The following is a 26,451-nucleotide window of genomic DNA, read 5'->3' on the forward strand; positions in this document are numbered from 1 at the left end:
ACCCGTTTTAGCAATAACTCAAAATTGATATGGTGGGGCACGTCTACTCCCCTAGGAAGGACCCCGCTATGCCCATGACCACACGCGTCTGCTTTCTTTACGTCGGCGCAATCCTTGTCGGCGCAGGTTTATTCGCCGCCGGTTTCTTCACCGACAACGTCTTCATCCTGCCACTTCTCTTGGCAGCAGTGATGACGCTGGCCCACCTCGGCGTGGGTCTGTGGTGGCTCCTGCATAAGCCACGCACCGCCGGCGGAATCACCGCCGGCGTCCTAGCGATACTTGCGGGCGCTTCGTGGGCCACGTGGCTAGCCGCCGAGTGGGAGGAATACCAGGCGCAGAGCTATCTGCCCATCATTAACATCGCGGGACTTCCCGCTTTCGTGCTCACCCCTATCGTCCTGGTCTGCGTCATCGTGGCGGCAATGCGCAACCGCACGCGTTAAACCTGGGGTTCTTCGGTGCGGGAGCGCTTGAGCTCGAAGAAGTACGGGAACTGGGCGAGGCGCACGGAGGCATCGAAAAGCTCGCCAGCTTCCTCGCCGGTGGGAACGCGGGTAATGACAGGGCCGAAGAAGGCGGTATCGCCGAACTTCACCACCGGGGTGCCGACCTCATCGCCGACCTCAGAAATGCCGCGGTTGTGGAACTCGGTGAGCTTGTCATCCATCTCTTCGGTGTTGGCCACGGAGGCGAAGGTGGCGGGGAGGGAGGCGTCGCCAAGCGCCTGCTTGATGATGTCGTCGTAGGCTCCGTAACCCTTCTTGCCGCCCTGCCCCTCCGTGTGGATGCGGGTGCCCATGGCGGTGTAGAAGGCGTCGACCTTGTCCGGGGCCTCCACGGCAATCTTGGCTGCTACGCGGGCAGGACCCCAGTTGGCCTCCATCATCTTCATGTACTCCGGGTCCAAATCGCGGCCCTTGTTGAGCACGGACAGGGACATCGGCTGGAAGGTCACCTCGATATCGCGGACCTTCTCCACTTCCTTAATCCAGCGCGAGGTCAACCACGCGAAGGGGCAGGAGCAGTCGAACCAGAACGTGACTTGTTGAGCCATAGCAAATCTCCTTTGCTTGTGTAGTCTGTGGCACCCCACCCTAGGCGTGTGACTACGCTGGTGCAGAGACTTAATCACCGACGAAGAGGAGTAACCTACATGACCTCGATTAACCTCACCCGCGAGGAAGCCCAGCAGCGCTCCGGCATGCTGGAGGTAAGCCACTACGACGTCGCCCTCGACCTCACCGGGGAGGAGTTCTTTACTTCCACGACCGTGGTGACATTCCGGGTGAAGGAAGCTGGCTCCACATTTATTGACTTGCGCGGTGACGAGCTTCTCGAGGTCCGCCTCAACGGCGCTCCCCTGCCCACCAGTGCTTATGACCCGACGTACGGTATCCCGCTGTCGGGTCTGCAGGTGGCGGAGTATGAGCTGAAGGTCGTGGCGAAAATCCGCTATTCACGCACGGGCGAGGGCCTGCACCGCTTCGTCGACCCGGTCGACGGCGAGGCCTACCTCTACACACAGTTCGAGACTGCCGACGCCAAGCGCGTCTTCGCCTGCTTTGACCAGCCGGATCTGAAGGCGACGTACTCGCTGGCTTTTGAGGTTCCGGAGCACTGGACCGTGATTACGAACTCCCCCATCACGCGTTCGGGCAATACCGTGCGCGCGGCGGTGGATTACCCGCTGTCGACCTACCTGGTTGCCTTGTGCGCGGGCCCGTATGTGGGCGTGACGGATACGTGGACAGGCACCTTGGCGGAGCACCCAGAGGGCTCACCGGCTAAGTCCGTTGAGGTCCCGCTGGGGATTTACTGCCGCCCCTCCCTGCTGGAATCGCTCGACGCCGAGCGCCTGTTCACGGAGACCAAGCAGGGCTTCGATTTCTACCACCGCAACTTCGGCTTTGCCTACCCCTTTGGCAAGTACGACCAGATTTTCGTGCCGGAGTTCAACGCCGGTGCAATGGAGAACGCCGGATGCGTGACCATTCGCGATGAGTACGTCTTTACGTCGCAAGCCTCGCACTACAAGTATGAGCGCCGAGCGGACACCGTCCTGCACGAGCTGGCACACATGTGGTTCGGTGACTTGGTGACCATGCAGTGGTGGGATGACCTGTGGCTCAACGAGTCCTTCGCCACCTGGTCGGCGGCGATTTCCCAGGCGGAGGAGACCCAGTACGACACCGCGTGGGTGACCTTTGCCAACGTGGAGAAGGCCTGGGCCTACCAGCAGGATCAGCTGCCCACGACGCACCCGATTTCCACGGATGCTTCTGATATTGAGACCGTGGAGCAGAACTTCGACGGCATCACCTACGCCAAGGGGGCGTCGGTGCTGAAGCAGCTGCAGGCCTACGTGGGCCGCGAGAACTTCTTCGCCGGGGTACGCCGCCACTTCCAGGAGCACCAGTGGTCGAACGCCACCTTCGGGGATCTGCTGCGCCACTTGGAGGAGGCCTCAGGGCGCGACCTATCCTTCTGGGCGCAGCAGTGGTTGAAGACTTCAGGAGTCAACACGCTGGGTGTGGCGCTGGAGACGGACGAGTCCGGCACCATCACCCAGGCCTTCCTCACCCAGCGCGGCGATACTTTGCGTACGCACCGCGTCGCCGTCGGCGTCTACGCCCTGCAAGGTGAGAAGGTAGTGCGCACCGAGCGCATCGAGATGGATATCGATGGCGCCTCCACCGAGATTCCGGAACTTATCGGCCGGAAGCAGACGGAAATCGACTTCGTGCTGCCTAACGACGATGACCTGACCTACTGCCTCATCGAGCTGGACGCGGGTTCCCTTGAGTTCCTGGTAGAGAATGTCGACAAGTTCGAAGACCCGATGGCCCGCACTTTGTGCTGGTCCACCGCGTGGGAGATGACCCGCGCGGGCTCGATGCGCGCCCGCGATTTCGTGGCGCTTGTCGCCCGCGGTGCGGCGGCGGAGACCGAGCTCGCCGTGCTGGAGCGCATCCTCTCCCAGGCTACAACGGCCCAGTCCACCTACGCCGACCCGGAGTGGGCAAAGGAGGATACGCAGCTTGCCGACGCCCTCCTTGAAGGCGCCCGCTCCGATGACACCGCGCGCTCCATCGTCTTCACCCAGGCGCTGGCCGGCATCAAGCTTCACGACGCCTCCCGCACCTTCTTCCAGGAGCTCCTCAAGACCTCCTCGGATGCGGGCCTGCGTTGGAAGGCGCTCACCGCGCTCATCGCCGATGGCTCGCTTGCCGACGTCACCGGCCCCGAGGCCGCCGGCGCCGCCATGACGGCGGTGGCTGAGGAACTCAAGCGCGATAACACCGCGACAGGCTACCAGGCCTCGCTTAAGGCGTTGGCCGCGGTTAATACCGAGGACAACAAGCGCGCGGTGTGGGACGAGATTGTCGCGGGTGAACTGGGCAACCGCGACTTGGAGTCGAAGCTCGCGGGCCTGACGTTCGTAGGCGCCGACGAGCTCCTGCCAAGTGCTGAGTTCTTCGACGTGGCGGAAAAGATTTGGTCCGCGCAGTCCAACGAGATTGCTCTGACCACGGTGACCGGGTTGTTCCCGCGCTGGGATGTCAGCCAGGAAACCCTCGACCGCGCCGACGAATTCCTCTCTCGCGACCTAGCCGGTGGCCTGCGCCGCACGGTGACCGAGCAGCGTGACCGCCTCGCCCGCGCCCTGCGCAACCGCGCCGTCGACCGCGGTTAACACCGCGTCTAGCCCCTCCTGTTGAGGGGCTTTTCTCATCCCAACTCCACGCCCACAGCCACCTTCCCCACCCATGGTGCTCATTCCTCCATTTTCGGGTTGGCCTTTCCCACACCACCTGAGCTGGGTGTTTCTTCGCTCCGGTTGCGGGGCCCACGGTGCTGTTTTAGTCTCTGTGCCCATGGGGGATATCGAAACCTACATCCGCCTACGCAACTCGGGGATTGCGCTGGTGGAAAACATTCCTGGCTCACCCGATGAGCTTCGCGCGCTCGGCGCTTCTGCTTCCGATGCTGCCGAACTAGCACGCCTTAACCAGGTTTATTTCGGGCCCACCCGATTTAGCGGCAAACAACGCAAAGCCCGCCAAGCAGCCCTCACCCAACGCCACAGCCTCGGCACCCTCACACTCATCGAGTCCTACACCGCAAAAGTCAAGAAAACCCTCGACGCCTGGAACCTGCGAGTCAAACTCGCAGGAACACCCGCACACCGCATCCCCACCGTCGCCGCCACACGACTGAAAGAACTACGCTCCAAACGCATAGCCAAACCAGGCGTACGTATCACCTACCGGGAACAAGGCCCCAACACACTCTCCATAACCGACGATGCCACCACGATTGCCAACATGCGCGGCGTCCTCGAATCAACCAACACCGACCTGCTTCAAGCCGCCAACGACATCTTCTTCAACAAAGAAACAGGCGGTTCCAAACCCGCGGTGCGCACCCAAGTCATCGTCACCCTCAACGAGCTCGACCAAATCATCAACGGCGACTGCGACGAAATAGAGCTCAACCTGACTAACGGTGGGCGCATGACCGGGGCAGAATTCCTCACCCACAAGTTTGCCGAAATAGGCTATGCCACCATCGTGCACCCCATTGAAGGACCCATCGACACCTGGCGACTAGAGCGTGGAGCAAACTTCAAACAGCGGCTTACCCTGCATGCTGAATTCCACACCTGTTCAAGACCAGGCTGTAACAAGCCGGCAGACTACTGCCAAGTCCATCACCTCATCCCCTGGCAGGCGGGAGGCTACACCAACATCAAGAACCTGACCTTCCTGTGCGCCTACCACAACGGGATTAACGACGATGACCCACAAAGGCCTACCGGGCGCGGCTACATGTACCGGCTCAACACCGGGGTGGCCTTCATCCCACCCTGGGGCACACCAATCACCGCAATGCCCGAATACCAAGAAGCACTAGCCAGACTCAACGCCGAACAAGCAGGACAGCCACCAGAGGAACCACCCGACAGTAGTTAACACCCACAGCCACCACACGCAGCAACGGCAGAAAGGAAACAGCTAACCACCAGTGACAACACTGCCACCCGCGGACCACATCAAGGCACGCGGGCATATCGGCGATCCTTGAGCACGATTCACGCGCTTCCCGCTGAGGGTTAAGCCCTTAAAGAACGAAACCCGCCAACCCAATGATGGTTGGCGGGTTTCCTGGAGAGCGAACTCGCATTCCCAGCGAGGCCGAACTCATGGCGCTGTCCTGGCTGAGATTTCTAGTCGAGGGTCGGCATGGGGTCCTCGCCGATGACAACTTCCACCGTGACCGCATCGGGGCGCAGGGTCTCTTCCAACTGGGCAGCCACGACGCCGCCCTCTGCCTTGACGGTTCGCGTAATGCGCAAGACCGGTTGGTTCCGACCCACTCCAAGGGCTTTCTGTTCCTCCGTGCGCGCGGTGGCGGCCACGAGGGAGTCCCGCTTAAACACGGGCACTAGGTCAAGCTCCGTCAACAGCTCGGTCAGCGGCTTTTGAACGTCCTCTTCCGTGAGGTCCGAGGCCAAGGCCTGCGGGATAAAAAGGGTGGAGGCCATGATGGGCGAGCCCTCGGTCAACTGCACCGCGCGGCATTCCCACACGGAATCGCCTTCCTCAATCCCGAAGGAGGAAGCGAGATGCCCAGGCACCTCAATCAGCGTCAGCGACAACACCCGCACCTCAACATCGAGGCCATGCTCACGCAGCTGGTCAAGCGCGCTGCGTCCGCTCGTCAGGCTCAGCGTCGGCGGGGTGGCACGCACGAAGGTGCCACCGGTGCGCCCGCGCTTGCGGTCAATGAGACCTTCGATCTGGACGATGTCCAGCGCGTGACGCACCGTCATGCGCGCCACCTTGTATTCCTGGACTAATTCCCGCTCCGTGGGAAAGCGGTCACCCGGCTTCAGTTCGCCGGATTCAATCTTGCTCCGCAGCGAATCCGCGATCACCAAATAGGCGGGGCGGCGACGTTGAGAGGTGGACACGCCTCATCACTGTACCGTGCGCTGCGTTTTTCGCATCTTGAGAGAAAATGCGGCTCCTACTTGCGCTGATTCAACTCAATGCGCGGGCGTACGCGAATCTCCGTAAGCTGCGTCGTCGGGCCAGCATCAACGGTGGCGCGGATGGCCTTCGCCACCTCCACAGGAGCGATGACATGCTCTGGGTTGTAATCCTGCAGGCCCTGCAGCATCGGGGTATCCGTCGGGCCCGGCGCGACGGTGGACACGCGGATGCCGAGTTCGCCGAGGCGGAGGCCGTCGGCAAGCGCGTACAAAGCATGCTTCGTGGCGGCGTAAATGACGTTGTCACCATAGGAGTGAATGCCGGCACCGGAGTTAATGAACACCGCAAGCCCCTCCTCCGCGCGCAGCGCGGGCAGAAGCAGGCGGGTCAGCTCGGCTGGCACGTGAACGTTGAGGTCCATCTGCGCGCGCCAATCCTCCGGCCGAGCGCTTTCCACCGAGCGCTTATCCGCCCGAGCCGCCGCGTGTACAAGCACATCGACGCGCTCCAGCGAAGCCAGTTCGGCGGGAAGCGGTGAGCCGTCGAGAAGCGACAGCAAATCGATTGCCACCGGCACGATGTTCTCCGCCTCCGGCAGCTCCCCGGCGCGCCGCCCCAAGGCATACACGCGGTGGTCCCGGGCAAGGTCCTTGATGATCTCCGCGCCCATTCCACCCGTCGCACCAGTTACAACGGCAGTTTTCACCATGGTTGTTCCTCCTTCTCGTTAGCGGAAACGCTTCGGCACATCCGGCTCCCCCAGCGTCAGCATCAGGCGGTTAGCCCAGTTGAAGAACGCGGTGGAGTTGATGACATCGATGATGGCTAGGGTATCGAATCCCACGGACTCGAGGCGTTCAACGTGGGAGGCGTCGAAGGCAAAGGGTGACTCGGTCAGGGCCAGGGCGGCATCGCGAATGGCGGACCACTGCGCCGAGCCCAGGTCAGCGGAAACGCCTTCCTCGAGCAGGCGGTCAATCGCCGCGGCGTCACCGCCCTCTTCCTTTGCGCGCTGCTGGTGCACCGACGCGCAGTACTCGCAGCCATTCAGGCGCGAGACCACCGTGGCGGCCAACTCTCGCTCGGCGCGGCCGAGTCCGCCGTCGGTGTTGTAGAAGATGTCCAGGTCCGTGAGCGTGCGCGCCTTGAGCGCTGCCGGGTCACGGGCGAGAAGGCGGAAGTACTCCATATCGATGCGCTCGGGCTTAATGAGCGCATCGCGCTGCGCGTCTGTGAACTCCTCCTTCGGCTGCGGCGGCACCCACGGCTTCCAGCCCAGCGAGTGCGCTACAAAGCCCTGCGGCTTGGCGACGTCCGGCACCAGCGTCCCCTCCCCCGGCACCCAATCCGGGGTCTGGGTGGGACACGGCGCCTCAGTCACGGGCGCGGGCTGGGCAGTACCGGCAAGCACGGAGAGGCCGTGCGCCACGCGCAGTTGAAAAGACAGGAAGCTGACCAGCTGCGCCAGCGTCACGATGTCATCGTCGGACCAGCCGGCCGCCTGCAGGTGACCGATCGCTGCCGGGGAGGCGTCCTTGGGGTGGAAGACCAGAAGGTGCGCGAAGTCGAGGGCGGCGGCGAGCCGCGGAGAGCCGTCGAAGAGCGTGAAGCCGCCGCCGGAGTACGGGCCGATGGTGATACCGCGCTCGACCGCGCGGGCTATCTCCGCGGCGAGCTCCTCTGATTCCTCCGCCAACAGATCAGAGTAAAAGGCGACGGCAGACGTCGCCTGGTAGATGCCAGCAACAAAGGTCGCGATGGCGTAGCGCTCCGCATAGCTGAACGTACCGGGCTCTGAAGGTTCGAGGAGCGCGGCGAAGGAGGCCTGTGCGTTCTCCTTGGCTTCGGGCCGGCGCTCGCGCAGCTTGGCGACGTCCCCCTCAACACCCGCCAACAGGTTAATGATGTCTGCCATGAATTAATCCTTTCGTTTTCGCCCAGGCTACAGGCCCAGGTTGAGGTCGCCGGCGCGGTAGCGCGAGCCGGGGATGGCCTCGATGAGCTTCCGGGTAAACGGTGATTGTGGGTTACTAAAGACCTCGGCGGTGGGCCCGCATTCCACCTGCTGGCCCTTTGAGAGCACCGAAACGGTATCGGAAATCTGGTTGACCACTGCGAGGTCGTGCGAGATGAAAATGTAGGTCAGGCCGAGTTCCTCCTGCAGCCGGGCCAGTAGGCGCAGGATCTGGGCCTGCACGGTGACGTCGAGAGCGGAGACGGCCTCGTCGAGGATGACCAGCTCCGGTTCCACGATCATGGCGCGCGCGATGGCCACGCGCTGGCGCTGGCCGCCGGAGAGCTCGCGCGGACGGCGGTCGTAAAAGTCCGGGTTGAGAGCTACCAGGTCCAAGAACTCCTTGGCCTTTTCCTTGGCCGCGCTGGCACGCACCGCCTTCAAGTTCCGCAGCGGCTCCGCCACCGTCTGGCCGATGGACTGCTTGGGGTCCAGCGAGCCATAAGGGTTCTGGTAGACCAGCTGGATGTTGTTTCGCTCTTCGCGCAAGGCCTTGCCGCGAAGGCCTACGATGTCGCGCCTGCCGACGGTGATGCTGCCCGCAGTCGGGGTATTGAACATGGCGATGCTGCGCCCCGTCGTGGTCTTGCCGGAACCGGATTCGCCCACGATGGCATGGGTGGATCCCTTGGCCACGGTGAAGGATATGTCATCGACGGCGGTGAAATCACCGAAGCGCTGGGTCAGGCCTTCCACCCGCACCAAGGGCTCGCCCGCGGCACCATCAGTGGTTGTGTCGGTCTTGGAGGCGGCGTTGCGCGAAGTAGCTGCTCGGCCGGCGTCGGCGACGGTGAGAGAGGGGGCGTCGGCAAGCAGGCGTTTGGTGTAGTCGTGGCGCGGGTTCGTCAGCACCGTGGCGGCCAGGCCCTCCTCGCGCAGCTGACCGGACTCCATAACCACGACGCGGTCGGCGCGGTCACCGGCCACGGCGAGGTCGTGGGTAATGAAGAGGATGCCCATGCCGAGCTCCGCGCGCATGTCATCGAGGAGATCGAGGATGATCTTCTGCACGGTGACGTCGAGGGCGGAGGTCGGCTCGTCGGCGATGATGAGGTCGGGCTCCAGCGCCACGGCGGCGGCGATGAGCACGCGCTGTTTCATGCCACCGGACAGCTCGTGCGGATACTGGTGATAGCGGCGCGCAGGGTCATCGATGCCGACGCGCTCCAGCAACTCCAACGCCTTTGCCTTGCGCTCAGCGGCGGTGCCCACCTTGTGGATGCGCATGCCCTCCTCCACCGAGGCGCCGATGGTCTGGACGGGGTTGAGGGAGTTGTTCGGGTCCTGCGGGATCAGCCCGATGCGTCGCCCGCGCAACTCACGCCACTGACGGCGACGCAGCGAGGTGATATCGCGGCCGTCGAAGGTGATGGTGCCGGCATCGATCGTGGCGTTGGAGGGCAGCAAGCCGATGGCGGCCATAGCGGAGGTGGTCTTGCCGGAGCCGGACTCGCCCACGATGGCGGTCATCTGCCCCGGGCGAACCTCGAGGTTGACGCCCTGCACGGCGGAAACGTCACCACCTGCGGTGGAATAGGACACGTTAAGGTCCCGCACGCGCAGCAGGGGCTGCGCTGCATTCTTTGAAACAGACATGTTAGGCCTCCACGGGGAAGTTTTGGGACAGGCGGTTGGCGGACATCACCACGGCGACCAGCGCGATGCCGGGCAGGATGATGAGCCACCAGGCGGTGGCCATGAAGTCGCGGCCTTCGGCGATGATAAGCCCCCACTCCGGGGTCGGCGGCGGGGCGCCGTAGCCCAGGAAGCCGAGGATGGACAACTGCAGGATCGCGGTGCCGAACTGCAGGGTGGCCAGGGCGATGACGGGCGTGAGTGAGTTGGGAAGGATGTGGCGCAAGAGCACCGTGGCGTGGGTGGCACCGGCGCCGTATGCGGCCTCGATGTAGTCCGAGCTGGCCACGGTGATCACCTGGGAGCGGGCCAGGCGCGCGAAGGTCGCCACGGACGTCGCACCGACGGCCACCGCCGCCTGCACGGAGCCAAAGCCCAGCACGATGATGATGGACAGCGACAACAGGATGCCGGGGATAGACAGCAGCACGTCGACCACGCGCATAAGGACGGTGTCCACCGCACCCCGCAGGGCGCCGGCGAGCAAACCGATGAGCGTGCCGACGACTAGGCCGACGGCCACGGCGATCAGCGCGCCGAGCAGCGACTGGCGGGCACCGTAAACGATGCGCGCATAGAGGTCGCGCCCCACCGCATCCGTGCCCATGAGGTGGCCGGACTCCCCCGGCGGCAACAGGGCCACATCGGTGCCCGCATAAGGGTCGGCCGAGGTGAACAAACTTGGGAAGAGCGCGGCCAGGAAAGCGATCACGAGGACCACGATGGCGATGATGGAACCCGGCGCGAGCCACGGGTTGGAGGTGTGGCGGCGCGGCGCCCGTGTAAAACGCAGCGGTTTGGTGTGCGTCACGCTCATGAGCGCACCGTCCTTTCCGAAATAGCGGCCGAGGTGGTGGCGGAATCTGTGCTGCGGCGGGCAGCTCGCTCAGGGGTGCTGGCGCGCAGGCGCGGATCCAGCACCGGGTAGAGCAGATCCACCACGAGGTTGATGATGATGTAGGAAGTGGCCGCGATGAGAACCACGGCCAGTAGCACCGGGGTATCGCGGTTCGCCACGGCCTGCGCCACCATGTAGCCCAAGCCGGTGCGGCCAAAGACGGTCTCGGTCACCACCGCGCCGCCGACGAGCTCGCCGAAGAGCAGGCCCGCCATGGTCAAGGTGGGCAGCAGCGAATTGCGCAGAACGGTGCGCCAGAAGATCCACGACTCCGAGGCACCGCGTGCGCGCACCGCCTGAACAAAAGGCCGCGACTGCGTCTCATCGATGGAGCGGATCAATACCTGAATGAGCGGTGCGGCCATAGGAACCGAGAGCGTCACGGTAGGCAGGATTAGGCCCTCCACGCTGCCGGGTTCAATGACGCGCACCCAGCCCAGCTGGAAGGAAAAGAACTGGATGAGCAGGATGGCAATCCAGAAGCCGGGCAGCGAGACCATGAAGGAAGGCAGTCCCCGGAAGAAAGAACCGATGGCGCCAAGCCCCGGCAGCGTGGCCACAAAGGCCACGAGCACGGCCACGATGAGTGCGAGAACGATGGCACTGGCGGCAAGGATGAGGGTGTGGGGAAGGGCGTCGGCAAGCAGCGTGGCTACCGGAGCGCCCGACTGCGTGGAGTTGCCGAAGTGCCCGGTGAGGAAGCCACCCAGGGAGGTGAAGTACTGCACCACGAGCGGCTTGTCGACGCCCATCTCCTCCCTGATAGCGTCAATCTCCGCCTGGGACAGGCCCAGGGCAGGGTCGCCGAAGCGCGACTGGACGGCATCCGATGGCAGCGCCGACAGGAGCACAAAGGCCACGGTGTAGGTAATGAGCAGCACGAGGAGGGCCTGCCCAATGCGGCTGAAGAGTTGGCGGGTTGTCATTTATTTCTCCTCCTCATCCGATGCCGCGGCGTCGATGGACACCTCGTAGAACCACGGGCGCGCCACCGATTCCGGGCTAAAGCCCGAAATGCCTGGACGGACGGCGTAGACCACAGGTTCCTCAAAGAGCGGCAGCGCATAGGCCTGCTCGGTGATGTAGTCCTGGACTTCTTCCGTGGCCTCGATGCGGCCTTCCTTGTCGGGGGTGTCGAGGACGGCGTCGAGAAGCTCCTGCAGGTGCGCGTCGATTGGGGTGCCCTCCGCGTCCTGGTTGAGGAAGGCGTCGCGGTTGTTGATGCCGTAGAGCGAGGTGATGACGTCATAGTCGGCGCGGCCCACCATCGAGTGGTAGATCTGCACCTTGTCAACGTCCTTGGCATCGGCGTTCTGCGTGGCCTGGTCGCCGGCGTTGACTTGGATGCCGATGCCCAGCTCACCCAGCTGGTCCTGCACCATGGTCATGACTTCCTTAGAACGCGGCTGCGGCAAGGCGGTGTTGGTGCGCAGGACAAGGCGCTGGCCGTCTTTGACGCGGATGCCGTCCGGCCCGGGTTCCCAACCGGCCTCGTCGAGAAGCCGCTTGGATTCCTCGGGATCGAAGCCGTAGGCGGCGGACTGGTCCTTATAGGCCAGGCCGGTCTTGGCCACCGTGGAGGTGGCCAGCGGGTAGGACTCGGAGAAGAGCACGCGGAGGATTTCCTCGCGGTCCACGCCGTGGATGATGGCCTCGCGCACGCGCTTGTCCTGCAGCAACGGGTGGTCGAAGCGGAAGGCGAACTGGTTGTTCATGGAGTTCGTGCCACGCGAGATGATGCCAACACCCCGGTCCTTGAGCAGCGACTCCTGCGGTGCGGAGATCTGGCGGGCGATATCGGCCTGGCCGGAGAGGATGGCGCCGGTGCGCACGGATTCTTCGGCGGCGAGGATGTAGTGGACGCCGTCGATCTCCGCGCGCCCTTGGTGCTTAACCGCTGGCGGGGCCCAGTCGTAGTCCTCGCGGGTCTTGAGCTTAAGGTCGGTGCCGATTTCTTCCGATTCCACCACGAAGGGGCCCGAGCCAATGACGTTGACCGCGTTGCCGGGGCCGAAGCCCTCGTTGTCCAAGGCCAGCGTGGAATCGGAGAGCAGGCCGGCGTTATAAGCAGAGGTGGCTTGGAGGAAGCCCGGGGAAGGCTGGGTGAAGTAGAACTTCACGGTGTCCTCGTCCACGACCTCGCCGTGGTCATAGTTGGCGATCTGCTCTGAGCTGGTCAGCGTGCGGGACTTATCGCCGCGGCCGAAGAGGTCGAAATTGGCCACGACGTTTTCGGCGGTCAGCGGGGAGCCATCGGAGTAGGTGACGTCGGTGCGAATGTTGAACGTGTACTCCGTGGCATCGGCGTTGACCTTGGGCATCTCCGTGGCAATCCACGGCGAGAGCTCGAGGGTCTCGGGGTCTTGGTACAGGAGGCGATCGGTCAGCTGGTTGACCACGCCGCCGTTGGGATAAAAGCCGGCGGCCGGCGGGTAGAGCGTGCGGAAGAACTGCGGCTCTAGGTAGGTGAGGACGTTGTCCTCCCCGTCCGGCCGTTCCGCGGCGGAGCAGCCGGCTAAGGCGAGGGCTGCTGCCAGGGTGGCGGCGAGTGCGCGTAGGGTTTTCACGGTATTGCTTTCAGAGAGTAGATAGTCGGTTTGAATTGTGTCTACGGATTTAACACAACGCATACTGACCGGTATTATTCCACTAGACAGAACAGTCTAAAAGTTTGAGGTTGATTTTTATGCCCTCCATCGCCATCGTCGGGGCCGGCCCGCGCGGCATCTCGCTGGTCGAGCGCCTCGCGGCCCACCTGCGCGCGACCCCCCTTAAGTCACCCCTGCGCCTCCACATCATCGACGATGCCCCGCTAGGTTCCGGCCGCATTTGGGACACCGAGCAGACCCGCACGTTGTGCATGAACACGCTGGCCGGCGCGGTCACTCTGTTCACCGAGCCCAGCTCCACCACCACCGCGCCGGTCCTCGAGGGCCCCATCCTCTACGAGTGGATCCAGCTCCTGCGCGGCGAGCGCCCCGGCATCGCGCCTGCCAAGCTGGAGCTTTATGATTCCCACCCGCCGCGCGAGGAGCTAGCTGCTTCCTTTGCCGAGGAACTCGCGCGAACCCGCCCGGAGTCCAACCCTTCCCGCGCGCTTTACGGCGCCTACCTGGAGTGGGGCTTCGAGGTTGCGCTGACTCAGCTGCCGGAGACCGTGGACGTCGTCCAGCACCGCGCCCGCGCGCTGTCCGTGGAGGAGCGCGGTGAGCAGGACGCCATTACACTTTCCGACGGCTCCACCGTCACCGCCGACGCCACCGTCCTGGCCTACGGCTGGCAGGTACCGGCGCTCAGCGAATCCGAACGCGCACTGGCGGAGGCTGCGCACTCGGATCTGCATTGGGTGCGGCCAGATAACCCCGTCGAGCAGCCAGTGTCTGAGGTCCCCGCGGGCGAGAAGGTCCTGATCCGCGGCCTGGGCATGGGCTTCTTCGACATCATGGCGCTGCTCACCATCGACCGCGGTGGTGAATTTGTGGAGGATCCCTCCACGCGCTCCGGGCTGCGCTACGAGCCCAGCGGCGAGGAGCCGCACTTCATCGTCTCCTCCGGCCGCGGCTACCCTTATATCCCAAAGTCGGAATATCACGCGCTGCCGCCGAAGGCCGCGCTGACCCGTTTCCGCGCCGCGGTGGCCGCACTGGACCCGGAGATGGAGCTGGACTTCGGCACGCAGTTGCTGCCGCACATTCTGCGCGATGCCTACGCCGAGTACTACGAGAACCAGGCGCGGGTCGCGCCCAATACACTGCAGCGCCCCCTCGCGGATATCATCGCCACCATCGATACCACTGTGGTGGATGCCAACGACCTAGCAGGCATGGCAGACCAGCTCACCGCAGCCCTCGAGGGCTCCTCCGCGCAGCCTTTGGATCTTGCGCATTGGGCGAACCCGCTCGACGGTTTCACCGGCGGTGAGATCACCGAGTACATCGCCGAAGGCTTAGCGCGCGACATCATCGAGGCCGTCGCCGCCGCCGATTCCCCGCTGAAGTCCGCGCTCTGGGCCATCTCGGCCGCGCGCAAGCCCTCCTCGATTGCGGGTTCAGAAGGCCGGATGACATGGGAGTCCCGCACCAGCACGTACAAGGAGTTCATGGCCTTCGGACAGATGGTGGGCTCCGGCCCGCCGCTCTTCCGCACGCGCCAGCTGCTCGCGCTTGTCGACGCCGGCCTCGTCACCTTCCTCGGCGAACGCCCCCAGCTAGAGATCGGCGAGAAGTTCACGCTGCACACCGCGCACGGTGAGGCTTCCTCCACCTGGCTTATCGACGCCTGGATGCACTCCCCCGACGTCCGCCGCGCCGGCGACCCACTTGCGATATCCCTCAACGGGCGTGTTCGCGCGTTCGTCGACCATGGTCAGGCCACCGGCTCGCCGGAGACGACGTGGAACCGCCGCGTGGTCAACCCCGGTGGCACCGAGGACCCGCGCCTGCACATCGTGGGCATCCCCACCTATTCGCAGTGGCCGGACACCACCATCTCCCCCATGCCCGGCACGGACCCACTCATGCTGCAGGAAACCGACCGCACGGCCGGCTCCCTGCTCAATTCCCTCTAATCACACACAGCGAAAGCGCCGAGGCTCAAAACCTTGGCGCTTCGGCGGTTTTAGTGAAGGGCGTCGAGGGCCTGCTCCAGGTCCGCGAGCAAGTCATCGATGGACTCGATGCCCACCGAGATGCGCACGAGGTCTGCCGGTGGAACGAGTTCGGAGCCTTCGGCGGAAATGTGCGTCATGTTCTGTGGGTGCTCAATGAGAGACTCGACACCGCCGAGGGACTCAGCCAGCGAGATGAGCTTGGTGTTGAGACAAATCTGGCGGGCGTGCTCCTCGCTGTGGAAGCGCACGGACATCATCCCGCCGAAGCCACGCATCTGCTTCTTGGCCAGCTCGTGGCCCGGATGCGAGGGCAGGCCCGGGTAGAGAACCTGCTTGACCTCCGGGCGGGATTCCAAGAACTCGGCCACGGCCTGCGCATTGGAACAGTGGCGGTCCATGCGGACTTCAAGGGTTTTGATGCCGCGGGCGGTGAGGTAGGCGTCAAAAGGCGAGGACACCGCCCCGACGTTGCCCTGGAAATACAGCAGGCGCTCATCCATCTCCGCGGAGTTGGTCACGACCGCGCCACCCAGCACATCCGAGTGGCCGCCCAGGTACTTCGTGGTGGAGTGCAGGACGTGATCCGCACCCAGCTCCAAAGGATTCTGCAGGTAGGGCGTGGCAAAGGTGTTGTCGACGACGACTTGGGCGTCGCCAGTCGCCTTAACAACCTCAGAGACTGCGGCGATATCCGTGATCGTCGTCGCTGGGTTGGTTGGGGTCTCCAACCAAATGAGCTTGGTGTTCTCTTTCAACGCCGCCTCCACCGCCGCGGAATCGGCGGTATTGACGATGGACAGCTCGATACCCCACTCGCCGTAGTCATGATGCAGGAGGCGATACATGCCGCCGTAGGCATCGTTGCCGAGGATGACGTGGTCACCTGGACGAACAAGAATCCGAATGAGGGTATCGACGGCCGCCATGCCCGTGGCGAAACAGCGGGCATACTCGGCATTCTCCAGCGCCGCGAGGGTCTTCTCCAGAGAATGAACGGTGGGATTGGCCACGCGCCCGTACTCATAGCCGCCGCGCAGCTGCGCGAGACCATCCTGCTGGTACGTGGTGGAGGCATAGATCGGTACGTTGATGGATCCCATGTAGGGATCCGGCTGGTAACCGGCATGGATGGAACGGGAGGAAAAGCCAAGGGGGCGGTTGTCAGTCATGAGGCACAAGTCTAGACCAAGCTGTTCAGTCGCGGGAAAGACAAGCTTTTTATATTCAGCTCTCTTCCCTACCATCGGTAGGTGTCAGTCGTGAGCGATAGCAGAAAGGACACACGTGACCAGACCAACCGCATACCTAAGCGCTTCCTCCGAGCCAACCGACGGGGCTGTCGACGCGGTCACCCGCTGGTGGCAAACAGAAAACATGCAGTCCTGGCTCATCGACAAACCCATCGGCATCGCGCTCATCCTCATCGTCGCCATCATCGGCAGCTGGCTGCTGCGCCGGCTCATCACCAAGCTGGCTGATAACAGCATCAAGAAGGGCAAGCTCAGCTCGCCGCTCTCCCCGCGCAAAGCGCACAAAACAACCGACAAGGTCCTCGAGCAAACACAGGAGGCTCGGCGCACCTCCCGCATCCAGACCCTCGCCGGCGTCGGACGCTCCGCGGTTGCCATATTCGTCTGGGTCTGGGCAGCGCTCGCCATCTTGGACAAGCTCGGAGTCAACGTCGCCCCGCTCGTGGCCTCAGCCGGCGTGGTTGGTGTCGCCCTTGGTTTCGGCGCCCAGGCGCTGGTCAAGGACTTCCTGTCCGGCATCTTCATGCTCATGGAGGACCAGTACGGCATCGGTGACACCATCGACCTCGGAAACGGGGTCTTCGGCGACGTGGAGTCAATTTCCCTACGTATTACCACGGTCCGCGATATCGATGGCGCGCTATGGTACGTCCGTAACGGCGAAATCTTGCAGGTGGCCAACCATTCCGACCGCTACTCCGTCGCCCGCGTCCAGGTCCCCATCGCACTGAGCAACGACCCCACCCGCGCAGTCGATGTCATCACCTCCGCAGCAGAGGACGCCGCCCGCGACCCCGAAATCAAGGGCTTCATCCTGGCCAAACCTACGGTCAATGGCATGTCCGGTTTGGAAGTTGACCACATGTCCTACCGCGTTTCCGTCAAGACGCTACCGGGCAAACAATGGGATGTGCAGCGCGCGATGCAGGCGAAAATCCTCACCGCCATGCATACGGAAGGAATTACCACGCCCTACCCGCGGGGGATGGCTATCTTTGATTTGGAAGAACCCAGCCTGACGCGAAAGGAAGATTAGGCGTGCAACCAACGAGCGTGTACGAAGCCGTCGGCGGAATGGAGACCTTTGAGAAACTCGTCGGTGGTTTCTACGCCCAGGTGCGCGAGGATGATCTCATCGGACCGATGTACCCGCAGCAGGATTGGGAAGGCGCGGAAAAACGCCTGACCTGGTTCCTCGTGCAGTACTGGGGCGGACCCCAGCTCTTCTCAGAGAATCGCGGTCACCCGCGCCTGCGCATGCGCCACGCGCCCTACCCCATCGACATAGCTGCCCATGATCGCTGGCTCGAGCTCATGGGCAACTCCTTAGCGCAGATCGACGAGGAGACCATCCCGCCGGCCTACCGTGCGGTGATTTGGGACCACATGGAGCGAGTAGCGGCGATGCTCATCAACCGCACACCCTAAGTAGGGCTATAGCAAAATTGAATATAGCTCTGGGGCCTCCGGGCGAGCTCTGATACTGTTCGCCTAATAGAAATTAGCTCCGACACAAAGTTCTACGATGACCAATCTCTCACTCTCCCCAGGACTATCCGCCCCTTCGCTGCCACGAAGGACACGCAATATTCGCTACACCGGCGTCTTCCTAGGAATTGTGCTGGCAGCCTTGTCCTACTTCGCGATGCCGCAATCTGCCGGTTTCGATGCCCGCGTCACCGCTGCGATCGTCGTCCTCATGGGCACATGGTGGATAACCGAAGCCCTCCCCCTCGCCGTCACCGCGATGGTCCCACTGGTCGCCTTCCCCGCCCTAGGCACAGCCGACATGAAAGATGTTGCCGCATCTTATTCTGCGCAAATCATCTTCTTGTTCCTTGGCGGGTTCCTCCTCGCCCTCGGCATCCAACGCTGGAATCTACACCGGCGAATAGCGCTCTTCATTGTTCTCCTTGTGGGAACAAAACCAGATCGCCTCATCCTCGGTATGATGCTCGCCACCGCAGCTTTAGGTATGTGGGTGTCCAACACCGCAACGGCGCTCATGATGATTCCGCTGGGCGCGTCCCTCGTAACATTAATTAAAGAGCGAAGCGGCACGACGAACGTCTCGAATTTCAGCGCCGGTCTCCTTCTTGGCATCGCCTTTGCAGCAACCATCTCCGCTTTCGGAACGATAATTGCCTCTCCCGGAAATGCCTTTGTGGTCGGCTACCTCAACGACGCCATCGGAACAACCATCACGTTCCCGCAATGGATGGTTTTCGGAACACCCCTAGCGCTTGGTTTTACGCTTGTGGGCTGGTTCATCATCACGAAAGTGGTGTGGAAACCCGAAATCGAGAACATCCCGGGTGGCCGGGAGCTGTTCCAGAAAGAGCTCGCCGCCCTGGGGAAGATGAGCTTCGGAGAGTGCCTTGTCGCCATTGTCTTTGGCATTACCGCGCTCGCGTGGATGTTCGTATCGCTCATCTTCAAAGACACCTGGGCTACCGACGCCGTCATCGCAATGATTGCCGGCATGTCCCTCTTCATCCTGCCCGGCCGACCGCAAGACGGGGTCATGCTCATGGATTGGGAAACCGCGCGCGATGTCCCGTGGGGCACGCTTCTTCTCTTCGGCGGCGGCCTGGCGCTGTCCGGACAGATCACCAGCAGCGGACTCGATAAATGGATCGGTGAGGCCTTCTCCGGTCTAACCGCCCTCCCTTTCTGGGTAGCGCTTGCGCTAATCGTCCTCATCGTTATTCTGACGACAGAGATCACGAGTTCTATGGCGACGATTGCAACGTTCGTGCCTATTGTCGTCGGGCTTTCCCAGGCCTTGGGTTACGACCCGCTTCTCATGGCCATCGTTGTCACTCAGGCCTGCCAGTGCGCATTTATGCTGCCTGTCGCCTCTGCCCCGAACGCCATTGCATTCGGAACCGGAGCAGTCAACATCCGCCAGATGGTCATCACCGGAATTTGGTTCAATGCCATCGGCTTCGTGTTGGTTTACGCTGTGGCCTTCACGTTGCTGCCAATGGCGCTCAACCTTTAAAGCCCGAAGGCCTCCTTCACGGGCTTGGACACCAGCTCTCCCCCGCGGGTCATCAGACCATTGGCCAAGCCCGGGAAGCGCTCGACTGCACCGTCGAAGCCGCCGGCAGCCAGGGCGCGCATGTACGGCAAGGTCGCCGAGCCGAGTGCGCGCGCGGAGGTGTTCGCCACCGCGCCCGGCATGTTGGCAACACAGTAGAAGAGGGTGTCGTGCACCTTGAAGGTTGGCTCATCGTGCGAGGTCTTGTGGGAGTTCTCGAAGCAGCCGCCTTGGTCAATGGCAACGTCGACAAGCACGGCGCCCTTCTTCATGCGCTTAACCACATCCTCCCGAACCAACTTCGGGGCGGCAGCACCGGGTACGAGGACGGCGCCGATGACGAGGTCGGCGGCGAGAAGCTCCGCTTCCAGCGTGGCAGGGTCCGACACCAGGGTGCGCACGCCGCCCTGGTACTGCTCATCGAAGCGCTGCAGGACGTGCGGGTCAAGGTCGAGCACCGTGACTTCCGCGCGCAGGCCATGCGCCATAGCCACCGCGGACGCGCCAACCTGGCCGCCGCCGATGACCACCACTCGTGCCGGTTGGGTGCCCGGCACGCCGGAGACCAGCAAGCCACGCCCACCCTGCGTGGACAACAGATGGTGCGTTCCCTCAATGACGGCGAGGCGCCCGGCCACCTGGGACATCGGTGTCAAAAGCGGCAGAGTGCCGCGGGCATCGGTAACCGTCTCATAGGCCACGGCGGTGGTTCCGGCCTCAACCAGGGCGTCCGTCAGCGGACGGTCCGCCGCCAGGTGGAGGTAAGTGAAGAGCAGCAGATCCTCGCGCAGGTAGCCATACTCGGCCTCGAGCGGTTCTTTGACTTTGACCACCATGTCCGCCGCCCAGGCCTCCTTAGCGGTGGCGACGATAGTCGCACCCACGGCTTGGTACTCGGAGTCCGGGAAAGAAGCGCCTTCTCCGGCCCCAGTTTCCACTAGAACCTCATGGCCGTCTTTGATGAGTGCGTGCGCAGCGCTCGGGGTAAGAGCGACGCGGTTCTCGTTGTTCATGATTTCTTTGGGTGCCGCAATACGCATCGTGCGAGCTATCTCCTTTTATTGAAGAAACTGAATTCGACCCCTTAATAGTAACGCAAATCACGCTGCGTTGCGGGCGTAGAAACCACACAGTTTTCCCGCGGTGCTGTGCCCCGCCGCGGACTCTGCGGCGGCGAGGCTGGAGACGTCTTAGAACAAAGACAGCCGCGTGGAGTGATAAACACTGCCATAGGGCGCGTCGAGGCGCACCCACCGCCCCTTGCCCGCCACGCGCAGGTGGCGGGGGATATTGAGTGACGCAGCAAAGCCCGGGATGAGGCCCAAACTCGTGCAGGCGAAGATCATCCGCATAGGAATCTCTACTTGGGTCTCCGCGCTCTCCACGGTGAGCACGGTTTGATTCAACAGGCTTTTCGGAGGTCCCATCGGACCAGAGAATTGCCGAGCTAGCTGCCGGCCTTTATCCGCTAATTCACGGACGACGTCGACAGGCAATGAATCAATCTCTCGAAACCCCGTTGCCGGCGGCAAGGCCCCCGGCCATGAGGGATCGCGCGCGGGGCCTAGGTCAAGCACCTCCGCCCCGTCCTCCTCAAGGAGGTGTTCGGGGGTGGTGCGGAGGGCGTCGAGAAGCGCCTGCGCCGACACCACTGCCCCATCGCGGCCAACGACGCCCTCGCAGCGCCGCGCTACGACGACGTCGAAGGGGGTCGTGACAAAAACCTCAACGTGGGTGGCGTCGTACTGACGCAAGCGCACCGTCGCTGAGGCATCCAGCCCCGTCGCACGAGCGAGGAGGGCGTGCAGCCCCACCCCGCCGTTGTGCAATGCCAGGGATTCACTCTCCATAATTGCGCTGGCCGCCTACTGCTCGTCCAACTCGACGACAGCATTGTCCAGGATGATGGTGCGCTCCTGCTCAGAAACCTCCCGCGGCATCTGCGTATCTGGATCAATTGTGACCTGTACGCAGTCAATAACGCAGGCAACCTGGCCCTGCGCGTCCTTGATCTTCTGGCGAGTGGTAAACGACGTGGTTCCAAGGCGCACCACCGTGGTCTCCACCGTCACCGTGCCATGCCGTCCATCCCACTTGATGGGGCGAACATAGTCCGCGTCGATGTGGCGAACAAAAGCCACCATGTTTAGGCCACGTGAATAGAAGTGGTGCATGGCAAAGGCCAAGCGCGCCTCCTGCGCCAGCTCGATAAAGTTGGCGTTCATCATGTGGCCGTACATGTCGAAGTCCGACCAACGCACTCCCACGGTGAGCTCGTGGACGTTGTCCTTAGTCTCCTCCGACACAACATTCTGAGCGGACATTCCAGAATCCTTCCGAAGATTTCCTTTGAGCGTTAGGGCTGAGCGGCCCTAGCGGCTGAGCTTGCGGTGGGTAACGCGAGACGGACGGGCAGCGTCCTCGCCGAGGCGCTCGACCTTGTTCTTCTCGTAATCGCCGAAGTTACCCTCGAACCAGAACCACTGGCCTTCCGCGACGTTGCCTTCCCAGGCCAGGATGTGAGTACAGGTGCGGTCGAGGAACCAGCGATCGTGGGAGATAACCACGGCACAGCCGGGGAACTTTTCCAGCGCGTTTTCCAGGGAGCCCAGGGTTTCCACGTCCAAGTCGTTGGTCGGCTCATCGAGGAGGATCAAGTTGCCGCCCTCTTTGAGGGTCAGGGCCAGGTTCAGGCGGTTGCGCTCACCACCGGAAAGAACCTTAGACGGCTTCTGCTGGTCCGGGCCCTTAAAACCGAATGCGGAGAGGTAGGCGCGGGACGGCATCTCGTTCTGGCCAACGTGGATGTAGTCCAGCCCATCGGAGACGACCTCCCACACGGTGGCCTCTGGATCAATGTTTTCGCGTCCCTGGTCAACGTAGGAAAGCTTGACGGTCTCGCCGACGGTGACAGAACCGGAATCCGGCTCCTCCAGGCCCACGATGGTCTTGAACAGGGTGGACTTACCCACACCGTTCGGGCCGATAACACCGACGATGCCGTTGCGCGGCAGGGTGAAGGACAGGTCCTTAATAAGGACGCGACCATCGAAGCCCTTGGTCAGGTCCTTGACCTCCACAACCTTGTTGCCCAGGCGCGGCGGGGTCGGAATCTGAATCTCCTCGAAGTCGAGCTTCTTGTACTGCTCGGCTTCTGCAGCCATCTCCTCGTAGCGCTGGAGACGGGCCTTGTTCTTGGCCTGGCGCGCCTTCGCACCGGAACGAACCCACGCGAGTTCTTCCTTGAGGCGCTTCTGCAGCTTCTTGTCCTTAGCACCAGCAACTTCGAGGCGCTCAGCCTTCTTCTCCAGGTAAGTGGAGTAGTTGCCCTCGTAGGGGTAGAGCTTGCCGCGATCAACCTCACAGATCCAGCCCGCAACGTGGTCGAGGAAGTAGCGGTCGTGGGTGACGGCCAGGACGGCGCCCGGGTAGGACTCGAGATGCTTCTCCAGCCACTGGACGGACTCGGCGTCGAGGTGGTTAGTGGGCTCGTCGAGCAGCAGGAGGTCCGGCTCACTCAGCAGCAGCTTGGCCAGCGCGACGCGGCGGCGCTCACCACCGGACAGGTTAGTCACTGGGTCATCAGACGGCGGGCAGCGCAGTGCCTCCATGGCCTGCTCAATCTTGGAGTCAACCTCCCACGCATCCGCGTGGTCGAGCTCCTCCTGCAGCTTGCCCATTTCTTCCATGAGCTCGTCGGAGTAATTGGTGGCCATCTCTTCCGCGATCTCCTCGAAGCGCTGCTTCTTCTGGAAAATCTCCCCGAGGCCTTCTTCGACGTTCTCGCGGACCGTCTTCTCCTCGTTGAGCGGCGGCTCCTGGAGGAGGATGCCAACCGTCTTGCCCGGGTCAATGAAAGCCTCGCCGTTGGAAGGCTGATCGAGGCCGGCCATAATTTTCAGGATCGAGGACTTACCTGCACCGTTGGGGCCCACGACGCCAATCTTGGCGCCCGGGTAGAAAGCCATAGTGACATTGTCCAAAATAACCTTGTCACCGATGGCCTTACGCACGTTTTTCATCGTGTAGATGAATTCGCCCATGTTTCACCCTTTACTTCTGTCAGGATTGGTCAATAACAGTACAAAGAGTACATCACATGGGCGGTGGTAGTCCCCCGTCCTTAGGCCATAGCTTCTTCTGGTGCCGGTTCGCGGTGAGCTTCGGCCGCGCTCTGCGCTTGCTGACGATCCGCCGCAGTATCCTGCGGGGTATCTCCCGACTGCAGAGCAGCCGGCAATGCCTCACCCTCCGCAGTACTCGGCGGTGCCGTGTAATCCACATCCGGTACTGGCGGATTCTCCCCCAGCCAGAGGGCTTCGCTGCCCTCCTCACCATAGGAGGTACCAATCTTGGTGGAGGTAATACAGAAGCGGTTGAGGTCAAGGCCCACGTGGGCGATCTTGATATAGGTCCTAGAGCGCTTTGCCCCGTTCTTATCCTCCCACCGGTCCGTGACAATGGAGCCCATAACAAAGACCGGCATGCCCTTAAACAGGGACTTCTTGACGTTGATGGCGCACTGGCCCCACACCTCACCGTCGATATAGTTAAGGTCCAGCTCCCGCCAGACAGTCTTGCCCTCGTCATCCTTTTCCGGAACGCTGCGCGAGGAAGCAAAGCGGAGGCGGGCCTTGTACATGGTTTCGCTGATTTTGGTCAGGTGGGGGTCGTGAGTCAGGCGCCCCGTGAGTGAAATTGGGTATTGAGACATTGCGTGATTCCTTTGCTATTTGTGGCTGGTGCTCTTTTCAATGCGAGGAAGCGATGCGCCTCCCGTACCTCGCATCATCGCCACCGATCAGCGCGCCCGCAATGGCCTCACTGCCAACCTGTGGATAACTTGTTGAAGGTATCAACAAAAAATCCGTTTCGCCCGGTAAGGACTCCTTTTCACGCACCCAGGGTGGGCACTCCCGCTAGTGCTGGCGGAAGGTGGAATCATCCCCTTCGCTCATCTGCTTGAGCATGGCGTTATAGCTTTCCAAATCAGCATCGCCGTCAATATCCGCCTTAGCATCATGGCGCCGAGCGGTGGCACGATCCTCCCGCAGCCAGTCAAGGAATAGCGAACCAAACACAATCACCAGCGGGAATTGGCCGAAGCCCCAGGAAATACCACCGCCGGTTCGTTGGTCCGTGACAAAGTCCGGGTGCCACGGCAAGCTCAAGGACTCATAGAAGTCCAAGCCCAGAATGACTTGCATCTGCATGAGGTAGACGCCGGCAAAAAGGTGCAGGGGCATCGACACGAAGAGGATGAGCAGGCGAATGCCCGTCGGCGCGCGCCACGGCAACGGGTCCGGGCCAATAACTTCCCAGTAGTAGATGTAGCCAGAGATCAAGAAGACCCAGTTCATAATCACGTGCCCAGCGTGTTCCGAAATGGCGAGCTCATAAAAGTTCGGGAAAAGGTAGAGCACGTAGAGGAAAGCCAGGAACTGCACAACGTTGACCGCTGGATGCGTAAGAATGCGCAAGGTACGGGCTTTGGTGAGGGCGACGGCAGCGTCGTGAAGCGTGGGCTTGCCCGGCTCCCCAGGCTCAAAAGCTTCCATCACTAAGGTCACCGGAGCGCCGAGCACAAGGCACAGTGGGACGGCCATGGACAAAATCATGTGCACCAACATGTGCATGGAGTACAGCGCCGGCATATACAAGCCGATACCGTTGCTCATGATCAGCGTCATGCCCAGCGCTCCCACGAGGAACCACGCAGTGCGTCCTGCCGACCACGTCAGCCCGCGGCGCTTGAGGCGCCACAGCGCGTACAGGTAGAAGCCGGCCAGCACGATCCCCAGCGAGCCAAACATGAGATCAAAGCGGAACATGGTCCACACGTTGGTGGCGGTGGGGGCGTCGAAAAGCTCATAGCCCAGCAGGATCTGCATGGCATTGAGATTCGGGTCCCGCGGCGGCGGGGGCGGCGTACGGCCCATCGAGATGGCCACGCCAACGGTCGCCGCCATGATGAGAACCTCAACCACAGCCACCCTGATAAACAGGCGCGGCGAACTCTTCAAGTGAGGGATGGTGACCCGTCGGTGCACGAAGCCGATGGCCGCCAACACCACGGTGAGCACCGCTTTGCTCAGCACCAACAGGCCGTATCGAGTAGTGAACAGATCCCCGAACTCAACGCGAATCAGCGCATTAACTACGCCTGTAGCTGCCAGCCCCACGATGGAGAACAAAGCGACCGTGGAATAGCGACGCACCGCCACACCCATATCTGGGCCAAGGCGGCGGCCATGGGCGATGAGCCCCATGAGTCCACCGACCCAGAGCATGATGAAGAACAGGTGCAGCAGCAGCGAGTTCGTACCGTAGTCATGATCGCCGCCGGAAGCCGAGTGGCCCTCCATCCCGAGAGGCACCGTCAGCAACAATGACAAGAAAAACGTTCCGACCTGGCCCGCCCACGTGCGTGCGACAAAACCAGATACGGCAACAACCACTGCGATAGCTGCGGTGAGCAGCCAGACTTGCGACGCCGCGATCTGCCCCACTGCCATGCCCATCAGCTCTGGGTTGAGAACCTTGGCCAACGGGGTGCCGGTGAGATCCGACATGACGAGAGGGACCTCTAATAAAGACACCACCGCGGCGCCCACCGCCGCCCATGCGCCGGTCCGCGCTGCGATGTGCCCATCGACGGTGAGCGTGGCCTTGATGAGACGCTCGTTGTCCTTATCCGGTACCGCCGGGTAGATAAAGAAGGCGCTCGACATAAAGGAGCCGATAGAAAGCGCCATGAGCATCCACGCGATAGCGCGGAAGAAGGGCAGGCCGAACGTTGTCATACGCCCTGGGTCGGGGATGCCTAGGGCGGCGAGCGAGTCCGCAAGAAAGAACAGAGAAATGATTCCGCCCACGAGGCCCGCGAAGACGACGAAAGAAAGATTCAACAAGCGGGAAGGCTGCGCTCCCGACGTCGAGCGCGCCGCCCCCCGAAAGCGCTGTGAGCTGGGAGTTTCTTTCTCAGTGTGCATGGTGGGCAGTC

22 protein-coding genes are annotated in these 26,451 nt (G+C 62.5%); 7 read left to right on the forward strand and 15 right to left on the reverse strand.

What is annotated here, in order from left to right; all coding sequences use genetic code 11:
* Nucleotides 1-74 precede the first annotated feature (74 nt).
* The gene (locus QP999_RS09540; protein ID WP_070565211.1) at nt 75-446 is read left to right on the forward strand and encodes a hypothetical protein; all 372 of its coding nucleotides are present in this window, start codon (nt 75-77) and stop codon (nt 444-446) included.
* Here the strand turns inward: QP999_RS09540 and QP999_RS09545 are convergent.
* Nucleotides 443-1,057 carry a mycothiol-dependent nitroreductase Rv2466c family protein gene (locus tag QP999_RS09545; RefSeq protein WP_284848193.1) on the reverse strand — a complete coding sequence of 205 codons (615 nt, stop codon included), beginning with the start codon at nt 1,055-1,057 and terminating at the stop codon, nt 443-445. The two genes, QP999_RS09540 and QP999_RS09545, sit on opposite strands and share 4 nt — an antisense overlap.
* A gap of 99 nt (nt 1,058-1,156) precedes the next feature.
* Here QP999_RS09545 and pepN point away from each other — a divergent pair, with 99 nt between their 5' ends.
* Both pepN and QP999_RS09555 read left to right on the forward strand, forming a co-directional pair.
* Complete coding sequence (pepN, locus tag QP999_RS09550) at nt 1,157-3,697, forward strand: aminopeptidase N (protein WP_284848194.1); 2,541 nt, start codon at nt 1,157-1,159, stop codon at nt 3,695-3,697.
* Nucleotides 3,698-3,878: 181 nt separating this feature from the next.
* A complete protein-coding gene (locus tag QP999_RS09555) occupies nt 3,879-4,976 on the forward strand; it encodes an HNH endonuclease signature motif containing protein (RefSeq protein ID WP_284848195.1) in 1,098 nt (365 codons plus the stop codon).
* Between the two features lie 254 nt (nt 4,977-5,230).
* On the opposite strand, the gene QP999_RS09560 is transcribed toward QP999_RS09555, so the two are convergent.
* The 7 genes from QP999_RS09560 to QP999_RS09590 are packed head-to-tail and all read right to left on the reverse strand — an operon-like array spanning nt 5,231 to nt 13,176.
* Entirely contained in the window at nt 5,231-5,977 is a 747-nt protein-coding gene (locus QP999_RS09560; protein ID WP_284848196.1) for a GntR family transcriptional regulator, read from the reverse strand.
* Between the two features lie 56 nt (nt 5,978-6,033).
* Nucleotides 6,034-6,708 carry an SDR family oxidoreductase gene (locus tag QP999_RS09565; protein ID WP_143334395.1) on the reverse strand — a complete coding sequence of 225 codons (675 nt, stop codon included), beginning with the start codon at nt 6,706-6,708 and terminating at the stop codon, nt 6,034-6,036.
* 18 nt (nt 6,709-6,726) lie between these two features.
* Complete coding sequence (locus QP999_RS09570) at nt 6,727-7,914, reverse strand: alkylhydroperoxidase domain protein (protein ID WP_284848197.1); 1,188 nt, start codon at nt 7,912-7,914, stop codon at nt 6,727-6,729.
* Between the two features lie 27 nt (nt 7,915-7,941).
* Nucleotides 7,942-9,609: a dipeptide ABC transporter ATP-binding protein gene (locus QP999_RS09575; protein ID WP_284848198.1), complete on the reverse strand. Its 1,668-nt coding sequence runs from the start codon at nt 9,607-9,609 to the stop codon at nt 7,942-7,944.
* A gap of 1 nt (nt 9,610) precedes the next feature.
* Nucleotides 9,611-10,465: an ABC transporter permease gene (locus tag QP999_RS09580; protein ID WP_284848199.1), complete on the reverse strand. Its 855-nt coding sequence runs from the start codon at nt 10,463-10,465 to the stop codon at nt 9,611-9,613.
* The gene (locus QP999_RS09585) at nt 10,462-11,472 is read right to left on the reverse strand and encodes an ABC transporter permease (RefSeq protein ID WP_284848200.1); all 1,011 of its coding nucleotides are present in this window, start codon (nt 11,470-11,472) and stop codon (nt 10,462-10,464) included. Before QP999_RS09585 ends, QP999_RS09580 begins: the two co-directional genes overlap by 4 nt.
* Nucleotides 11,473-13,176 carry a TIGR04028 family ABC transporter substrate-binding protein gene (locus tag QP999_RS09590; protein WP_284848201.1) on the reverse strand — a complete coding sequence of 568 codons (1,704 nt, stop codon included), beginning with the start codon at nt 13,174-13,176 and terminating at the stop codon, nt 11,473-11,475.
* A gap of 56 nt (nt 13,177-13,232) precedes the next feature.
* Here QP999_RS09590 and QP999_RS09595 point away from each other — a divergent pair, with 56 nt between their 5' ends.
* Complete coding sequence (locus QP999_RS09595) at nt 13,233-15,113, forward strand: FAD/NAD(P)-binding protein (RefSeq protein WP_284848202.1); 1,881 nt, start codon at nt 13,233-13,235, stop codon at nt 15,111-15,113.
* A gap of 50 nt (nt 15,114-15,163) precedes the next feature.
* On the opposite strand, the gene QP999_RS09600 is transcribed toward QP999_RS09595, so the two are convergent.
* The gene (locus tag QP999_RS09600; RefSeq protein ID WP_284848203.1) at nt 15,164-16,324 is read right to left on the reverse strand and encodes a cystathionine gamma-synthase; all 1,161 of its coding nucleotides are present in this window, start codon (nt 16,322-16,324) and stop codon (nt 15,164-15,166) included.
* Between the two features lie 115 nt (nt 16,325-16,439).
* On the opposite strand from QP999_RS09600, the gene QP999_RS09605 reads away from it, so the two are divergent.
* From QP999_RS09605 to QP999_RS09615, 3 genes are all read left to right on the forward strand, one after another.
* Nucleotides 16,440-17,441, forward strand: coding sequence for a mechanosensitive ion channel family protein (locus QP999_RS09605; protein WP_070531513.1), 1,002 nt, complete (start codon nt 16,440-16,442; stop codon nt 17,439-17,441).
* 2 nt (nt 17,442-17,443) lie between these two features.
* Nucleotides 17,444-17,833 (forward strand): globin, encoded by a 390-nt coding sequence (locus QP999_RS09610; protein ID WP_284848204.1) that lies wholly within the window; start codon nt 17,444-17,446, stop codon nt 17,831-17,833.
* A gap of 97 nt (nt 17,834-17,930) precedes the next feature.
* Entirely contained in the window at nt 17,931-19,409 is a 1,479-nt protein-coding gene (locus QP999_RS09615) for an SLC13 family permease (protein WP_070624947.1), read from the forward strand.
* Here QP999_RS09615 and ald read toward each other — a convergent pair.
* From ald to QP999_RS09645, 6 genes are all read right to left on the reverse strand, one after another.
* Nucleotides 19,406-20,488: an alanine dehydrogenase gene (gene ald, locus QP999_RS09620; RefSeq protein WP_070531516.1), complete on the reverse strand. Its 1,083-nt coding sequence runs from the start codon at nt 20,486-20,488 to the stop codon at nt 19,406-19,408. The two genes, QP999_RS09615 and ald, sit on opposite strands and share 4 nt — an antisense overlap.
* A gap of 150 nt (nt 20,489-20,638) precedes the next feature.
* Nucleotides 20,639-21,298, reverse strand: coding sequence for a DUF8185 domain-containing protein (locus QP999_RS09625; RefSeq protein ID WP_284848205.1), 660 nt, complete (start codon nt 21,296-21,298; stop codon nt 20,639-20,641).
* A 15-nt stretch (nt 21,299-21,313) separates the two neighbouring features.
* The gene (locus tag QP999_RS09630) at nt 21,314-21,772 is read right to left on the reverse strand and encodes an acyl-CoA thioesterase (protein WP_284848206.1); all 459 of its coding nucleotides are present in this window, start codon (nt 21,770-21,772) and stop codon (nt 21,314-21,316) included.
* A gap of 48 nt (nt 21,773-21,820) precedes the next feature.
* On the reverse strand, nt 21,821-23,491 hold the full coding sequence (ettA, locus tag QP999_RS09635; RefSeq protein WP_070522290.1) for an energy-dependent translational throttle protein EttA: 1,671 nt from the start codon (nt 23,489-23,491) through the stop codon (nt 21,821-21,823).
* An 80-nt stretch (nt 23,492-23,571) separates the two neighbouring features.
* Nucleotides 23,572-24,162 (reverse strand): single-stranded DNA-binding protein, encoded by a 591-nt coding sequence (locus tag QP999_RS09640; protein WP_144014887.1) that lies wholly within the window; start codon nt 24,160-24,162, stop codon nt 23,572-23,574.
* A 205-nt stretch (nt 24,163-24,367) separates the two neighbouring features.
* Nucleotides 24,368-26,440 (reverse strand): bifunctional copper resistance protein CopD/cytochrome c oxidase assembly protein, encoded by a 2,073-nt coding sequence (locus QP999_RS09645; protein ID WP_070563726.1) that lies wholly within the window; start codon nt 26,438-26,440, stop codon nt 24,368-24,370.
* Nucleotides 26,441-26,451: the final 11 nt, after the last annotated feature.

Origin of the sequence: Corynebacterium sp. MSK004 (assembly GCF_030232515.1) — a bacterium.
In the GTDB taxonomy this organism is placed as follows: domain Bacteria; phylum Actinomycetota; class Actinomycetes; order Mycobacteriales; family Mycobacteriaceae; genus Corynebacterium; species Corynebacterium hesseae.